Here is a 13660-nt window from a genome sequence, read left to right on the forward strand (position 1 = left end):
GCAGACATGTCTCTTTCTCTTCTTAGCAGCATTCTGATCGACGGGGTCACATATGCGATGATCCTGTTCATGATCACCGTGGGTCTGTCGATGACCATGGGTCTCATGCGGGTAGTGAATCTGGCTCATGGTGCATTTGCCATGCTGGGCGGGTTTCTCGCTGCCAGTCTTCCTCGGCACCTGGGCGTACCGATCGGCGTGGGCTTCGTGCTTGCGATCGTTTTGGTCGGCCTCATCGCGTTGGTGTTCGAGCACATCCTGTTGCGCCGTTTGTACCGGCGCAACGATCTCGATCAGATGCTGGTGACGATCGGGCTGATGTTTGTCGCGACGGCCGCAGTAAACCTGCTCTTCGGATCCTCGGTGACATCGGTCGCGCTGCCCGAAGCATTCACCGGCTCGGTGGATCTTGGCTTTCGTTCGATCCCCCGGCATCGGCTCATTGTTGTTGCCTGCGGCCTGGTTGTCGTCATCGTTCTCTGGCTGGCGGTGGACCGATCGTCTTTCGGCATCCGAGTGCGTGCCGCGGTCGACAACGCACCCATCGCACGGACCATCGGTATCGACACCACGAAGATCTACGCGGCCACCTTTGCAATCGGCGCAGCACTTGCGGCGTTGGGAGGTATCGCTGGCGCGGAGTTGTTGCCGATGGAGCCTACCTACGCCTCCAAGTACCTGGTGATTCTCTTGGCGGTAGTGGCGGTGGGGGGCAACGGAAATTTGTTTGGCTCATTCTTCGCAGCGTTGCTGCTTGGTATTGTGGAGACCTTCATGAAATACATGGTTCCGCAGCTCGCATCTGCCGCATTTTTTCTGACGATGATTATCGTTTTGCTGGTGCGTCCGCAAGGATTATTCGGGAGGCAGGCATGAGCGTGGCGAGTCCACCCTTGGCGATGGTCGATTCGCCTCCAACCCGCCCGTGGACGCAACTGCGTGTCGAGATCGTGCTGACGCTGGTGGGATTGCTGGCCTTCGTGCTGTTCCCTCACGATCTCGGGTTGCTGACCAACATGGCAACCATGTCAATTTTTGCGCTGTCGTTAAGCCTCGTGCTTGGCCAAGCAGGCATCGCAACCCTTGGTCAGGCCGCGTTGTACGGCAGCGGCGCATACGTGGCAGGTTGGACGGCGCTGTACCTGACGGCCGATCCCATCGTTGGCCTGCTGCTGGGCGCACTGGGTGGTGGTTTGATCGCATTGCTGAGTGGTGCCATCATGCTGCGGGCGACCAAGCTCACGCTGGTCATGCTGACCATTGCAGTGGCCCAACTTCTGTTGGAGTTGGCCAACTGGGCCAGGTGGCTCACCGGCGGCGACGACGGTCTTGCGGGCTTCAACATAGGCCCTCTGTTCGGCATCTGGGAATTCAACTTCCTCGGCCACACTGGCTACTTCTATGCGCTGGGTTCGTTAGTTCTTGTGTACTTCCTTGTTCGCAATCTGGTGGAGTCGCCTTTTGGTCTGACGGCCAAGGCGATCCGGCATGACCCCGGACGGGTCCAGGCGTTGGGGGGCCGTGTCTACCTGCATTTGCTGGCCATCTACACCGTAGGCGGCATTGTGGCAGGTCTTGCTGGCGCGTTGACGGCGCAAACCAGCAAGGTGGCCAATCTCTTCATGCTGGACTTCACAACGTCTTCGGGTGTCGTGGTCATGATCGTGCTGGGTGGCACCCGCCGTCTTTCGGGTGCGGTGCTCGGCACTGTCGCTTATATGACAATCCACCATATCGCATCAACATTTAACCCGTATCACTGGCTGTTCTTTATCGGGTCGATGCTGATCGTCGTACTCATCGTCCTACCTGAAGGTCTGATCGGGCTTCTAGATCGCGCCATGGTATACGCGAAGCGGCTGGGTGCGAGCAGGAGATCCAAATGACTTTCCGACTGCAAACCCAGAATCTGTGCCACTCCTTTGGAGGCTTAGCCGTCACGCAGAATGTCTCGCTCGCCCTTGCTAAGGGCGCCCGCACGGCATTGATCGGACCCAATGGCGCCGGCAAGACGACCTTGGTGAACCTGCTGAGTGGATCGCTGCGCCCGCAGTCCGGTGACATCTTGCTCGATGGTCGGTCCATCGTCCAGCTACCGCAATACGCGCGCGTGCGCAACGGTATCGTCCGCACGTTCCAGATCAGCCGTCTGTTCAAAGACCTCACTGTGGAGGAAAACGTCAAGGTCGCCGTGCTGCAGCGGCAACGGGCATCCATGCAGTGGTGGCCCTCACGCGCGCGTTCTATACAGGTTCGCGAGGAAGTCTACGAGACGCTAGGCATACTGGGGCTGCAGCCTTTCGCGAATCGGGTGGTGGGGCAATTGGCGCTCGGCGAGCAAAGATTGGCGGAAATCGCCCTGGCACTTGCAATGAGGCCCGAAGTGCTGCTGCTTGACGAGCCAGGTGCAGGGGTACCGCAAGGAGAAGGCGGTCGCATCATGGACGCTGTCGAGAGCCTGCCGAAGGACCTGTCCGTTCTGCTCATAGAGCACGACATGGATCTGGTCTTCCGGTTTGCCTCGCACATCATCGTTCTTGTAGCCGGTGCGGTGATGGTCGAGGGGTCGCCGCAGGAAGTTTCCGCCAACGAACAAGTCAAACAAATCTACTTTGGCAGAGACGGTCATGCCTAAACCCCATATTGAACTTCGGTTCGACAACGTCACGACAGGCTATAGCGGTGTGCCGGTTGTCGAGCACCTCAGCTTCTGCGTGCGTGAGGGCGAGCGTCTCGGACTGATCGGACGCAATGGCGCGGGCAAGACAACGACACTGGCGACAGCGATGGGGCTGGCCGACTTGATGAAGGGGCGCATTCATTTCGGCGGCAACGACATCAGCGGCGCGAGCACGTATGCGCGCGCCCGAGCCGGCCTCGGATACGTACCACAAAGCCGCGACATCTTCCCGTCGCTGACGGTGGAAGAGAATCTGCTGTCAGGCCTGCAGGGGCGCTCGGCGAGCGTTGCCCTGCCACCGATCTATGCCCTGTTCCCGCGCCTCAAGGAGCGGCAACGCAACGGCGGCACGCAGCTTTCGGGCGGCGAGCAGCAAATGCTGTCCGTGGCGCGAGCCCTCGTCGGCCAGCCTCGCATTCTGCTGTTAGACGAGCCCCTGGAAGGTCTGGCCCCGATGGTGCGCGAGGAGTTGATGGATGCCATCGTTCGAATGAGCGATCAGTTGGGCGTCGGCTGTGTCCTCGTGGAGCAGCATGTGGACGTCGTTCTCGAGTTTTCCACGAACGTCATCGTGCTGGAACGCGGCATCGCCGCTTACTCGGGCTCAGCGGCAGCGCTGCGAGACGAAGAGGAACTACTGAACCGAACCATAGGTATCCAGAAGTGCTGAAGCCGACGCCTGACGCTCAACGTCAACATCGCGGTCTGTTGTGGCCGGTGGTCATCCTCGTCGCAAGGGCCGAATTACTCCGCGCTCCTATCTGGTCATGCAGACGCTGCGCGCACTCCTAGGCTCATTGCGTGTGTTCGACGCGGTATGCCGAGCCAGGGGGGTTTCGCGCGCCGCGCACCTGCTCCATGTCACGCCGGGTGCCGTAAGCCAGCAGATCAAGCATCTGGAGACGGGGCTTGGCGTACAGCTGTTTCAGAAGTCTGGTCGCGAAATCGAGCTTACAGCGGTGGGTGAACGACTCGCTCTCCGCGTCTCGGATGCGTTTGATCGCCTGAACGATGCGTTGAGCGAAGTGACGAACGAGGCGGCGGAAAAACGGCTGCGCCTGAAAGTGGTGCCCAGTTTGGCGATCCGCTGGCTGGTTCCTCGCCTGCACGGCTTCTACGCGCGCCATCCCGACATGGATCTGGAGATCGCCACGATTGCGATAGCTGACGACATCCGGCTCGAAGGGGTCGACTGTGCGATCCGGCACGGTATGGGCGAGTGGACCGATGTCGAACTGGATCACCTGTTTGATGACGAGTTTCTCCCTGTCTGCTCACCCAGTCTGGCTGCGCAGGTGCGAGCGCCTGAGGATCTGCTGCACGCGAATCTGCTGCACTCCATGATGCGTCCGGAAGCCTGGCCGATATGGTTCAGCTCCGCCGGGTTGGTGGATCCCCCGCGGCAGCGAGGAATCACGCTGGCCAATGCTGCTTTGTGCTACCAGGCAGCAGCAGATGGCCTTGGTATCGCAATGGCTCAACGAGCCTACGTGGAGGATGACGTGCGCATCGGGCGCCTCGTCATTGCCGCGGATCACGTCGCCAAGACAGAACTCGGCTATTACCTTGTCTGCGATGCCATGAAAGCGACCACGCCCCCCGTCCGGCTGTTTCGCGACTGGATCCGTTCGGTCCGATAGGGACGTTGTCAGACTGTCGCGCGCCAGCAACGTGGTCACGACAGACCTCCCTCAGCCATCGACTGCAGCCAGAAATCGATCGAAAGAGGCGTCCACCGCGGCCCTGCCGTCGCCGATGATGTTCAAGCCCCAGGTAAATCCGAACACGTCCGCAAAATCATAGCCGTTCAACCGCTCGCGCATCGCCCGAATGTCACTGGACTTCATCGGCACGAAGTTCGGATAGCTGTACATGAACGAGACGTGCCGTCGGTCGTATACCACTTGCAACGCGTCACCCGGGAAAAGCGCACCGCCCGCACGTGGCCCTTGCTTCCAATGAAGCACCGAGCTTCCTGGAAAATGGCCGCCGACGCGAAGGAGTGTCACCTGATCGGAAACCCTATGCACATCCCCATCCCAGAATTCGATCTGAGGCGCCTCTCGCTGGATCCACGCTTTATCTGCAGCGTTCAACAGGATCGGTACGCCGCCCAAAGCTTCGCTCCACTCGATCATGGATGCGTAGAAATGAGGATGTGAGATGATGATTTTTCTTACGTCCCCACGCGCCTTGATTGCGGCAACGGCCTCGTCTGTCACCAGACTCACGCATTCCCAAAGAATATTGCCGGCGTCCGTCGGCAGGAGAAGCGCCCGCTGCGGAATGGCGAACCCATTCGGCATGCCAATACCCAGCAGACCACAGTCCTCTTCGATTCGAAGCTTGTACTTCTCTATCAGAGCATCGTGTGTGGTCCACTTCTGACCTCCCCACCCGACATACTGTCGGTCATCCACGCATATGGGACACTGGAGCGGCGGCTGGTCGGATTCTGCGTATTGCGTTCCGCAGGTTTCACAAATGTAATTTGGCATCGTTCTCTTTCCTAGATCTACGTGGTGAAGCCTATGGTCTTCTTCTGCGAAAGTCCGCAACGGCCGAGGTCGAATTCCGTTCCCAAAGTTGCGATTCATCCCGTGATGCGCTCGACATATAGGGCTGATCAGAACGAAGTTTCGATGTCAATCCCAAAACTCCGAAGGAAGTAGCACACGCATTTATAGAGTCCTACTGTCAAGACCAGGTCAGACACCTGCCCTGTTTCGAAGGTTCGCAACGCTTGCTCCCGCCCCTCTGAAGACAGTCCGTCGTTCGCCAGAATGTCGTCAGTCAAGAAGATCACTGTCCGCTCGATGGACCGAATCGAAGAGATACCTTTGTTGGATCGTGCTGCTTCGATCGCCGCTCCGGACAAGCCGGCCAATCGGCCGTAGCGCTCGTGCCTTGACGTTTGGTAGGTTGCCCTACAGGTGTAACCCACACGAAGAATCGCTAACTCCGCCAAGTCAGCAGGCAGAGAATTTTCCCGCTTGACTGCCTCTGCAAAGGCAAGAAGACCGGGCGCTATCCTCGGTGAATGCATCAACATCCGGAAGACATTTGACCCTTTGGTCCGGAGCATTTCCTGAAGCGGCGGCGGAAGGGACTCAGCAGGGGGATAGTCGATATGCGCCATATTTGGATGTGGCCGATTCAGATATGAAACGACGCGTTGGAGTTAACGAATGAAACGACGCTGGCCTTGTGCCCGGGGCGGGCGATGAACCGAACAATGCACTGGTATTTAGTCTGCCTTGAATCCCGACTCCTTGACCACCGGTTCCCAAAAGTCGCGCATTTCCTTGAACCTGGCGCGCGCTTCAGCTGGCGAGCTTCCCATGTTCACAAAGCCGAGCGTTCGAATCTTGCTCGCGAACTGCTCGGTCGCAACCGCCTTGCGGACGGACGTGCTCCATTCAGAAACGACAGGCGCAGCCGTACCGGGGGCCAGGCATATGGCCAGTAAGCCAACTGCGGTGAGGTCCTTTCGGCCAAGTTCGCTGAAGGTCGGTACATCCGGCAGAAGTGGAGAACGCTGGGCAGAGGTGACGGCCAGCACACGCAGTTTGCCGGCATTGTGGTGCTGCGCAAAGTCTCCGACGGTGGAAGTTCCTGCAGCGACAATGCCTCCCATAAGGTTCGTAATCACGGGGGCTGCGCCTTGGAAAGGCACGTCTTGCAGTGGAGCACCAATAACCTTGGCAATCTGCAATCCTAGGAAGTGCGTCGGGCCGCCTGACGCGGCATGGCCGAAGTAGGCCTTCTCCGGGTTGGACTGCACCCAATCAGCGTACTCGCGGAAGCTCTTGGAAGATGAGGAAGCGGGAACCGCCAACGCCATCGCAAACTCGACCACCGTTGACACCGGCAGAATATCCCTTTGAGGATCGTAGTCGAGCTTGTTGAAGACGAAGGGATAGATCGATTCAAGGAAGTCCGGACACAACATCGCCACACTCCCATCGACTGGTGCGGCGAGTAGCGTATTGATCGCGATCCTACCGCCGGCTCCCGGCTTGTTCTCCACCACGACCGCCCGATTCAGCGGGGCACTCAATTGGTCCGCAAGCGCACGGGTCACCACGTCCAACGTCCCACCGGGGGAGAAACCCACCAGGATTTTTACCGGGGGCCGGCTGGTTTGCTGCGCAACAGCCTGTGATGCGCCGAGAGACGCGGCCATGATAATGCCGAGCTTACATAGCCACGTGGGAAGAGGGTTTTTCACGAGCTGCTCCAGGATGAATACAGGTCTGTCACATCGGGGTTGAAAGGGAGGGTACCGGGCGACAAGCTTCGTAGGACATGCAACGATGGCGCAGTAGTCCTCTCGACGAGGCTCTCAGCGGCCCCGAAAGACCGGAGGGCGCTTTTCGGCGAAGGCCCGGCGTCCCTCCAGCCGGTCCTCACTGTCCCTCAGCACCCCGAAGGCCTGGCGTTCCAGTTCCAGCCCGCCAGCGAGCGGCAGTTCCCGCCCGGTCATCGCCAGGCGCTTGGCAGCCGTCATCGCCAGCGGGGCATTGGCGGCCAGGGTGTGTGCCAGGCGTAGGGCCGTTGCCTGCAACTCGGGCAGGGGCACCACTTTACTGACCAGCCCGATTCTCCAGGCTTCGTTAGCATCGATGCGTTCACCCGTCAGCAGCATCCACATCGCGTCCGATTGCCCCACAGCACGGATCAGGCGTTGCGTCCCGCCGGCCCCCGGGATGCTGCCGACCCGCACTTCCGGCAAGCCGAACTGGGCGTTTTCAGAGCAGATCCGGATGTCCGCAAGCAACGCGAGTTCCAGTCCACCACCGAGGGCATAGCCATTGATTGCAGCAATGACCGGCTTGTCTGTGTGCAGCGTACCAAAGTTAAAATGCTTGCTCCCAGCACGAAAGACCTGTCGAGCTGCGCTGTCGGCGGGTGGCATCGTTTTCTTGAGGTCTGCACCTGTACAAAACGCACGCTCGCCCGCGCCGGTGAGGACGGCTACGTGAATGCCTTCGTCGTTCGATACCTCTTCCCAGATCTCGAGCAATCGCTCATTCGACTCAGGATCGATCGAGTTCATGGCTTCTGGCCGATTAAGGGTAACGATGGCGACGCCATCTTGGACTGTCTTGGTGATGGGCATGGGATTGCTTCAGTTATGTGTAGGGCAGGCGGCTGTCACCGCCTCAATGTCTTCAGGCGACATGCCGAGTTCGACAAGCACCTCTCGGGTGTGCTGTCCGATCGTGGGTGCAGTTCTCCGTGCATGAGGACGCTCACCAACCGCACCCAATACGCTGCGTGGCATCGTCAGAACGCCTGCGACTGGATGCTGCAGGCGCTCAGTGAGCGCTGCCTCGACAAAGGGCGCGGACCGCGTCACCTCTGCATAGTCGTTGATGGGGCCGCAAATAATGTCCACGGCGGTGAACTTCTCGAGCCAGAAAGCACGGGGATGGGCAAGCATCCGTGCTTCGAGCAAGCGAAGCAGCGCCTCGCGGTGTTGCAGCCGGCTCCTGTTCTCGGCGAAGCGCGGATCGGATGCCAGTTCCGGCGCGCCGATGGCGACACACAAGGCCTGCCATCGCGCGGGGTGATATGCCGCCACCATGACCCATCCATCGGCACAACGAAGCGCTTCGTTCGGCGTGGCATAGGGCGCCGCGTTGCCTTGTGGACCGGGCACCTCGCCATCCGCAAGATAGGACGCAAAACTCACGTGCTGCAGCGCAATGGCGCTGGCAAACATGCTGGCTTCTACGTGCTGCCCCAAGCCCGTCCTCTGCCTCTCGGCAAGGGCGGCCAGAACCGAGATCGTGGCCAGCGACCCCGTCATCAGGTCGACCACTGGCACCGGAACCTTGCACGGCTCTCCATCGCGTGCGCCTGTGACGCTCATCAGGCCACTGACCGCCTGCAGTACGCCGTCCACGCCCGGCAGGTCTTTTGCGGCTCCGTGCTGGCCGTAAGCCGAGATCGAGCAGTAGATCAGCCGCGGGTTTTCAGCAGAAACCGAGACGTAGTCCAGCCCGAACCGGGCCATCACGCCCGGGCGAAAGCTCTCCACCACGACATCTGCTTTCGCAATCAGATGCAACGCCGCCTGCCGGTGCAACGGCTGCTTGAGATCCAGCACGATGCTGCGTTTGTTGCGATTGAGCGCCAGAAAGGGAACGCCCTCTCCGTGGACCCAGGGCGAGAGCGCCCGCGAGAGATCGCCTGCAGGTGCCTCGACCTTCACGACATCAGCGCCGAGATCGGCCATGCACAGGGTGCAGGTCGGCCCTGCCATCACCTGGGTGAAGTCAATAACCCTCAAGCCCTTAAGCGAGTTCGCCAGCATCCTACGAACCTATTTGGATATGGTTGGCGCGGACGATCGGCTCCCATTTGGCTCGCTCTGCTTGCAGCATCCGTTGGTACTCATCCTGCGTGACGGCCATAGGTTCGAGTCCCGCCGCAGTGAGAGCTGTTCGGACCTCGGTGTCCTGCAGGGACTTGGTGACCTCAGTATGCAGGCGTCCCACGACGGCCTTCGGGACACCCTTAGCAACGCAAATATCATACCAGTAGCTTGCGTCGTACCCCTTCACTCCGTCCTCTGCCAGCGTCGGGATCCCAGGTGCCAGTTCGGAGCGCTTTACGCTGCCCACACCCAACACCTTCAACTGACCGCTTCGGGCAAATTGAATTGCGGTCGACAGCCCGACGATCGCAAGTGGTAAATGCCCGCCGATGACGTCTTGAACGGCGGGAGCAGTGCCTCGATAGCCGACGTGGGTCATTTGCAGTCCAGCCATTGAAGCGAGCAGCACTCCGGCCAAATGATGCGGAGTCGCGGGACCAGGCGTTCCATAATTCATACCCGGGTTCTGCTTGACATGAGAGATCAGTTCGGCGATGTTTTTGGCAGGAACCTTGTTGCCTGCGATCAGAACAATCGGCACGCTCGCCAGAGGGACTACCTGCAACAGGTCCGTGGCGGCATCGAATGGCAACTTGCTATTCAGGAGATTCAATAGCGATGTAATGCTGGAGCCCGTCGTCAACGTGTATCCGTCGGATTTGCTTCGCAAGAGCTCGGCGTAGGCAAGTACGGCCCCGGCTCCAGGCTTGTTCTCTACGATGATCGGCTGGCCCAGCTGCTCACTTAGCTTCCTCATCACGACTCGTGCCGCGAGATCGGTACCTCCGCCAGCGGTGTAGGGGACGAGCAATCGGAGCGGCCGAGACGGATACTCCTGCGCAAACGCTGGTCTGGCGGTCACTGGCCCTAATGCCGCCAAAGATTTGATGAATGTCCGGCGTTTCACCACGGCTGTCCTGTTGTTGGTTGGCATCAAACAGATGGGCTGCTCAGGCTGCGTCCGCCGCAGACGTAGAGAAGCTGTCCAGTGACGTAGCTGGAGCCGGGTTCCGCGAAGAAACGGACGGCGCGGGCAATGTCTTCCGGCTGGCCGATGCGCTCCATCGGCACGGTCTTGTGAAGACTCTGCCGGACCTCTTCCGTCAGCGTTTCAAACAGCGGGGTCTCGACGATGCCCGGCGCGATGGCATTCACGGTGATGCCCTTGCGCGCGTATTCCAGCGCCAGCGAGCGGGTCAGACTGACCACGGCGCCCTTGGATGCGGAGTACGCCGCCTGGCCGCGATTGCCCAGCCAGGCGCGAGAGCCGATGTTGATGATGCGTCCGAAGCGGTTCTCCGCCATGTGCGCCAGCACCGCTTTGGAGCAGATGAACTGGGAATGCAGGTTGATCTCGATCACCCGGCTCCAGAACGCGAGATCCATCTTGGAGACGAGCTTGTCGCCGCCAATGCCGGCGTTGTTGACCAAGATGTCGATACGCGCATGGGTCGCCAAGAGCTGCGCTACGGTCGCCTCCACCAGCTCCATGGAGCTGACGTCGACCTTGAAGGTCTTCACGTCCCCGCCTTCACTGGTGAGGATGCGTTCGGCCTCCTGCAGCGCCCCTTCGTCGAAGTCCCAAAGCGCGATGCGACAGCCGGCCGACGCCAGTTCGCGGGCAATGCCAAAGCCAATGCCTTTCGCACCGCCGGTGACGACGGCGACAAGGCCCCGCAGTGAGGCGGGCGCGGTGGTATTTGTCTGGTTCATGCTGTTTGCCATCAGAGCGACAGAATGTTGATTGAGCAGGCTGCGTGGTCCACTCCCCAGATGCCGCCGCCGGTCACCTGAGTGAGACCGATCCGCGCGCCCTGCACCTGCCGCGCTCCCGCACGGCCTTGCAGTTGTTCACACACCTCCACGATTTGTGCAACGCCGGTCGCACCCGGGGGATGCCCCTTGGCGATGAGTCCGCCACTCGGGTTGACGGGTACCCGTCCGCCCAGTGCGGGTGCGCCGCTTTGCAAGAAGCCTGCGGCGTCACCACGGGCGCAAAGCCCGAGCGCTTCGTAGTAGAGCAACTCGGAGATGGTGAACGCGTCGTGGACCTCGAGAAGACTCAGGTCCTGCGGTCCGATGCTGGCCTGCTCATAGGCGAGTCGGGCAGCGCGTGCCGTGATCTCGGCCTCGGTCATGTCAACCGGCGTGGTTTCGAACAGGCCGGACTGCACCACGGACGCCAGCACCCGCACCGGCTTTGCAACACCCTTCGGAGGTCGGGTGCTGAGCACGATCGCCGCTGCCCCGTCCACCACGGCGGGACAGCACTGCAGCAGCGTGAGCGGATCGGCCACGGGGCGCGAAGCGAGCACCTCCTCGCGCGTGGCCTGTTTCGCAAACTTGGCGATGGGATTCAGCGCCCCGTGCTTTCGGTTCTTGACCGAGATGTCCGCCAGCGTCTCCAGTTTCAGGCCATGGTCGTGCATGTAGCGCTTCGCGCGCATGGCGTACAGAGCTGGCATGATCATGCCGCGCCTGTTGTTCCAGTCCTTCTGGCTAAGCTGCAGCGGCCCGCCTCCGAGGCTGCTCAGGTGGTCCATGCCGAACACCATAACTGTGTCGTACTGCCCGACCTTGAGCGCCTGCAAGGCGAGGTTGAGTGCGGTCGCGCCGCTCGAGCAGGCGTTGTCCACGTTGTAGACAGCGCCGCCACTGACATGCAGTTCACGCAACGTGCGCTGCCCCGGCAACGAGGCGCCGAGTGCGTTGCCGCAATAGAACGCCTGCACCTCGGAAAGAGGCGTATCCGCATCTGCCAAGGCGTCAAGAATGGCCGACTGGGCCATGACCTCTTCGGTCAACTCAGGAAAGCGGCCAAAATCCGTGATGCCCACACCGGTGATCAGGGGTTGTTTCATGGCATCACTCCTGGAAGGCGTAGTCGGGCGTGCCGTCAGGCAACGTGAAGGGCACCACACGTAGGCGGCTTCCGATGGCGGGTGGCTGGGTATCGAAAAGCAGCCGTCCGAATGCGCGCACGCCAGGCTCAAAGTCGACCATGGCCAAGCCATATGGCGACTTATCCTTCCCAGGGTGAACAACGGTGAAGCTGTAGAGCGAGCCAGTCGGCCCGAGCTCGATGTCCTCGGCCTCCTGATCATTGTGAACGAATTCAATCGGCGGGAATTGGGGCGACTGTCCGACAGCGTGGGCTGCAATCAGTACCATGCCGCCAGCGGTTTCACGGAAATGAGATCCCGTTCGCTTGATGATCTTCAAAAGTATCTCCTGTTCGTGCAGTGCTTGCCACGGCGACAGGAAGCATAGGGTATTCATGACCAAGTGGTCACTGGAGTTCTGCTTTGCAAACTTTAGCTGCGCTAAAGCATGCAAAGCTTGCAGTTCCGCTAAAGAATGGCCAGCCGAACTGAAATGACGGCTGGCAGGTGGACATGCATACTGAAGCAATGAAAGAACAAATTCGCGTGCCGGTTACCATGATGCGCGGTGGTACCAGCAAGGCCGTTTTTCTCGCGCAACAGGACGTGCCCACCGACCCGCAGGCACGTCAGAGATTCCTTCTCGCACTGTTCGGTAGCCCGGATGTGCGTCAGATCGATGGACTCGGCGGCGCCGATATCTTGACGAGCAAATGCGCCATCATTGGACCGCCCTCGCGACCGGACGCTGACATCGACTACACGTTTGTGCAGATTGGCATCGACCAGCCCACCGTGAGTTTTGAGATCGTCTGCGGCAACATTTCATCCGCCACCGGGGTCTACGCCTTGCAGGAGCGCTTGATCCCTGTGCAGGAACCGGTCACCACTGTGCGCGTGCACAACACCAACACCGGGAAGATCCTGCGGATGGTGGTGCAGTGTGCGGACGGCGAGCCGTGCGTGGAAGGCGACAGTGAGGTGGATGGGGTACCTGGCACGGGCGCTGAGGTCGCATTGGACTACTCGGGCACCAGCGGCGCCACCACAGGCAAGCTGTTGCCCACCGGCCAGGCACGGGACTGGGTGCATGTGTCCAGACTCGGTCGCGACATCCCCGTCTCGGTCGTGGATGTGGGCACGGCCTGTGTGTTCATCCGTGCGGCCGATCTGGGTGTCACCGGCAAGGAGTTGCCCGGCCAGCTCAGCCCCGACATTTACGAGATGGCCGAGGAGGTTAGGCGGTGGGCGGTCGATCGTTGCCATCTGCCCGCTGAAGGCATCCTCACGCCCTACCAGGTCCTCATCGGCCAAGCGCAAGACTACCGGACCATCGCCGACCGCGCCGTCGCGGCATCAGAGATTGACTTCGTCGCGCGGATGGTTCTGCATGGGGGGGCAATGCACAAGGCATTCCCGGGCGGCGGCTCCGTTTGCCTTTCCGTCGCGGCGCAGATCGCGGGGACGATTCCGGCTGAAGCGCGAGGGGCCCATGCGGGGCCGGCGCGCATCCGCATCGGCCATCCGAGCGGGGTGATCCAGATCTACGCGAATGTGGAACACACCGCCAAAGACGATTGGACGGTGCGCGAAGTGCACTTCTCCCGCACAGCCCGGCGCCTGTTCGACGGCACCGCTTACGTGCGGCGCGCCCTGCTCGAAACCATCTGATTCCGTAGATGGGAATTGACCCGAGAAGCACATTGATGCGGA

The 13660-nt window shown here is 60.6% G+C and carries 14 protein-coding genes; 6 read left to right on the forward strand and 8 right to left on the reverse strand.

What is annotated here, in order from left to right; all coding sequences use genetic code 11:
• The first annotated feature begins 6 nt into the window (after positions 1-6).
• From ACNA0J_RS03420 to ACNA0J_RS03440, 5 genes are all read left to right on the forward strand, one after another.
• Entirely contained in the window at positions 7-876 is an 870-nt protein-coding gene (locus tag ACNA0J_RS03420) for a branched-chain amino acid ABC transporter permease (protein WP_415816386.1), read from the forward strand.
• Positions 873-1886, forward strand: coding sequence for a branched-chain amino acid ABC transporter permease (locus ACNA0J_RS03425; protein WP_415816388.1), 1014 nt, complete (start codon positions 873-875; stop codon positions 1884-1886). Before ACNA0J_RS03420 ends, ACNA0J_RS03425 begins: the two co-directional genes overlap by 4 nt.
• Entirely contained in the window at positions 1883-2635 is a 753-nt protein-coding gene (locus ACNA0J_RS03430) for an ABC transporter ATP-binding protein (RefSeq protein ID WP_415816390.1), read from the forward strand. Before ACNA0J_RS03425 ends, ACNA0J_RS03430 begins: the two co-directional genes overlap by 4 nt.
• Positions 2628-3350 (forward strand): ABC transporter ATP-binding protein, encoded by a 723-nt coding sequence (locus ACNA0J_RS03435; protein ID WP_415816392.1) that lies wholly within the window; start codon positions 2628-2630, stop codon positions 3348-3350. Before ACNA0J_RS03430 ends, ACNA0J_RS03435 begins: the two co-directional genes overlap by 8 nt.
• 97 nt (positions 3351-3447) lie before the next feature.
• Positions 3448-4320, forward strand: coding sequence for a LysR substrate-binding domain-containing protein (locus ACNA0J_RS03440; protein ID WP_415816394.1), 873 nt, complete (start codon positions 3448-3450; stop codon positions 4318-4320).
• A gap of 51 nt (positions 4321-4371) precedes the next feature.
• On the opposite strand, the gene ACNA0J_RS03445 is transcribed toward ACNA0J_RS03440, so the two are convergent.
• The 8 genes from ACNA0J_RS03445 to ACNA0J_RS03480 form a co-directional block, all read right to left on the reverse strand.
• Positions 4372-5178 (reverse strand): MBL fold metallo-hydrolase, encoded by an 807-nt coding sequence (locus tag ACNA0J_RS03445; protein WP_415816396.1) that lies wholly within the window; start codon positions 5176-5178, stop codon positions 4372-4374.
• Between the two features lie 749 nt (positions 5179-5927).
• A complete protein-coding gene (locus ACNA0J_RS03450; RefSeq protein ID WP_415816398.1) occupies positions 5928-6911 on the reverse strand; it encodes a Bug family tripartite tricarboxylate transporter substrate binding protein in 984 nt (327 codons plus the stop codon).
• 114 nt (positions 6912-7025) lie between these two features.
• Positions 7026-7802 carry an enoyl-CoA hydratase/isomerase family protein gene (locus ACNA0J_RS03455; RefSeq protein WP_415816400.1) on the reverse strand — a complete coding sequence of 259 codons (777 nt, stop codon included), beginning with the start codon at positions 7800-7802 and terminating at the stop codon, positions 7026-7028.
• Between the two features lie 9 nt (positions 7803-7811).
• On the reverse strand, positions 7812-9002 hold the full coding sequence (locus ACNA0J_RS03460; protein WP_415816402.1) for a CaiB/BaiF CoA transferase family protein: 1191 nt from the start codon (positions 9000-9002) through the stop codon (positions 7812-7814).
• 1 nt (position 9003) lies between these two features.
• Positions 9004-9822, reverse strand: a complete 819-nt coding sequence (locus ACNA0J_RS03465; protein WP_415816404.1) for a Bug family tripartite tricarboxylate transporter substrate binding protein — start codon at positions 9820-9822, stop codon at positions 9004-9006.
• A gap of 176 nt (positions 9823-9998) precedes the next feature.
• Positions 9999-10778: an SDR family NAD(P)-dependent oxidoreductase gene (locus ACNA0J_RS03470; protein ID WP_415816406.1), complete on the reverse strand. Its 780-nt coding sequence runs from the start codon at positions 10776-10778 to the stop codon at positions 9999-10001.
• Between the two features lie 11 nt (positions 10779-10789).
• Complete coding sequence (locus ACNA0J_RS03475; protein ID WP_415816408.1) at positions 10790-11926, reverse strand: thiolase family protein; 1137 nt, start codon at positions 11924-11926, stop codon at positions 10790-10792.
• A 4-nt stretch (positions 11927-11930) separates the two neighbouring features.
• Positions 11931-12287 carry a Zn-ribbon domain-containing OB-fold protein gene (locus tag ACNA0J_RS03480; RefSeq protein ID WP_415816410.1) on the reverse strand — a complete coding sequence of 119 codons (357 nt, stop codon included), beginning with the start codon at positions 12285-12287 and terminating at the stop codon, positions 11931-11933.
• 188 nt (positions 12288-12475) lie between these two features.
• On the opposite strand from ACNA0J_RS03480, the gene ACNA0J_RS03485 reads away from it, so the two are divergent.
• Positions 12476-13618: a PrpF domain-containing protein gene (locus tag ACNA0J_RS03485; protein ID WP_415816412.1), complete on the forward strand. Its 1143-nt coding sequence runs from the start codon at positions 12476-12478 to the stop codon at positions 13616-13618.
• Positions 13619-13660: the final 42 nt, after the last annotated feature.

This window comes from Bordetella tumbae, assembly GCF_965139195.1.
GTDB lineage: Bacteria > Pseudomonadota > Gammaproteobacteria > Burkholderiales > Burkholderiaceae_B > Bordetella_A > Bordetella_A tumbae.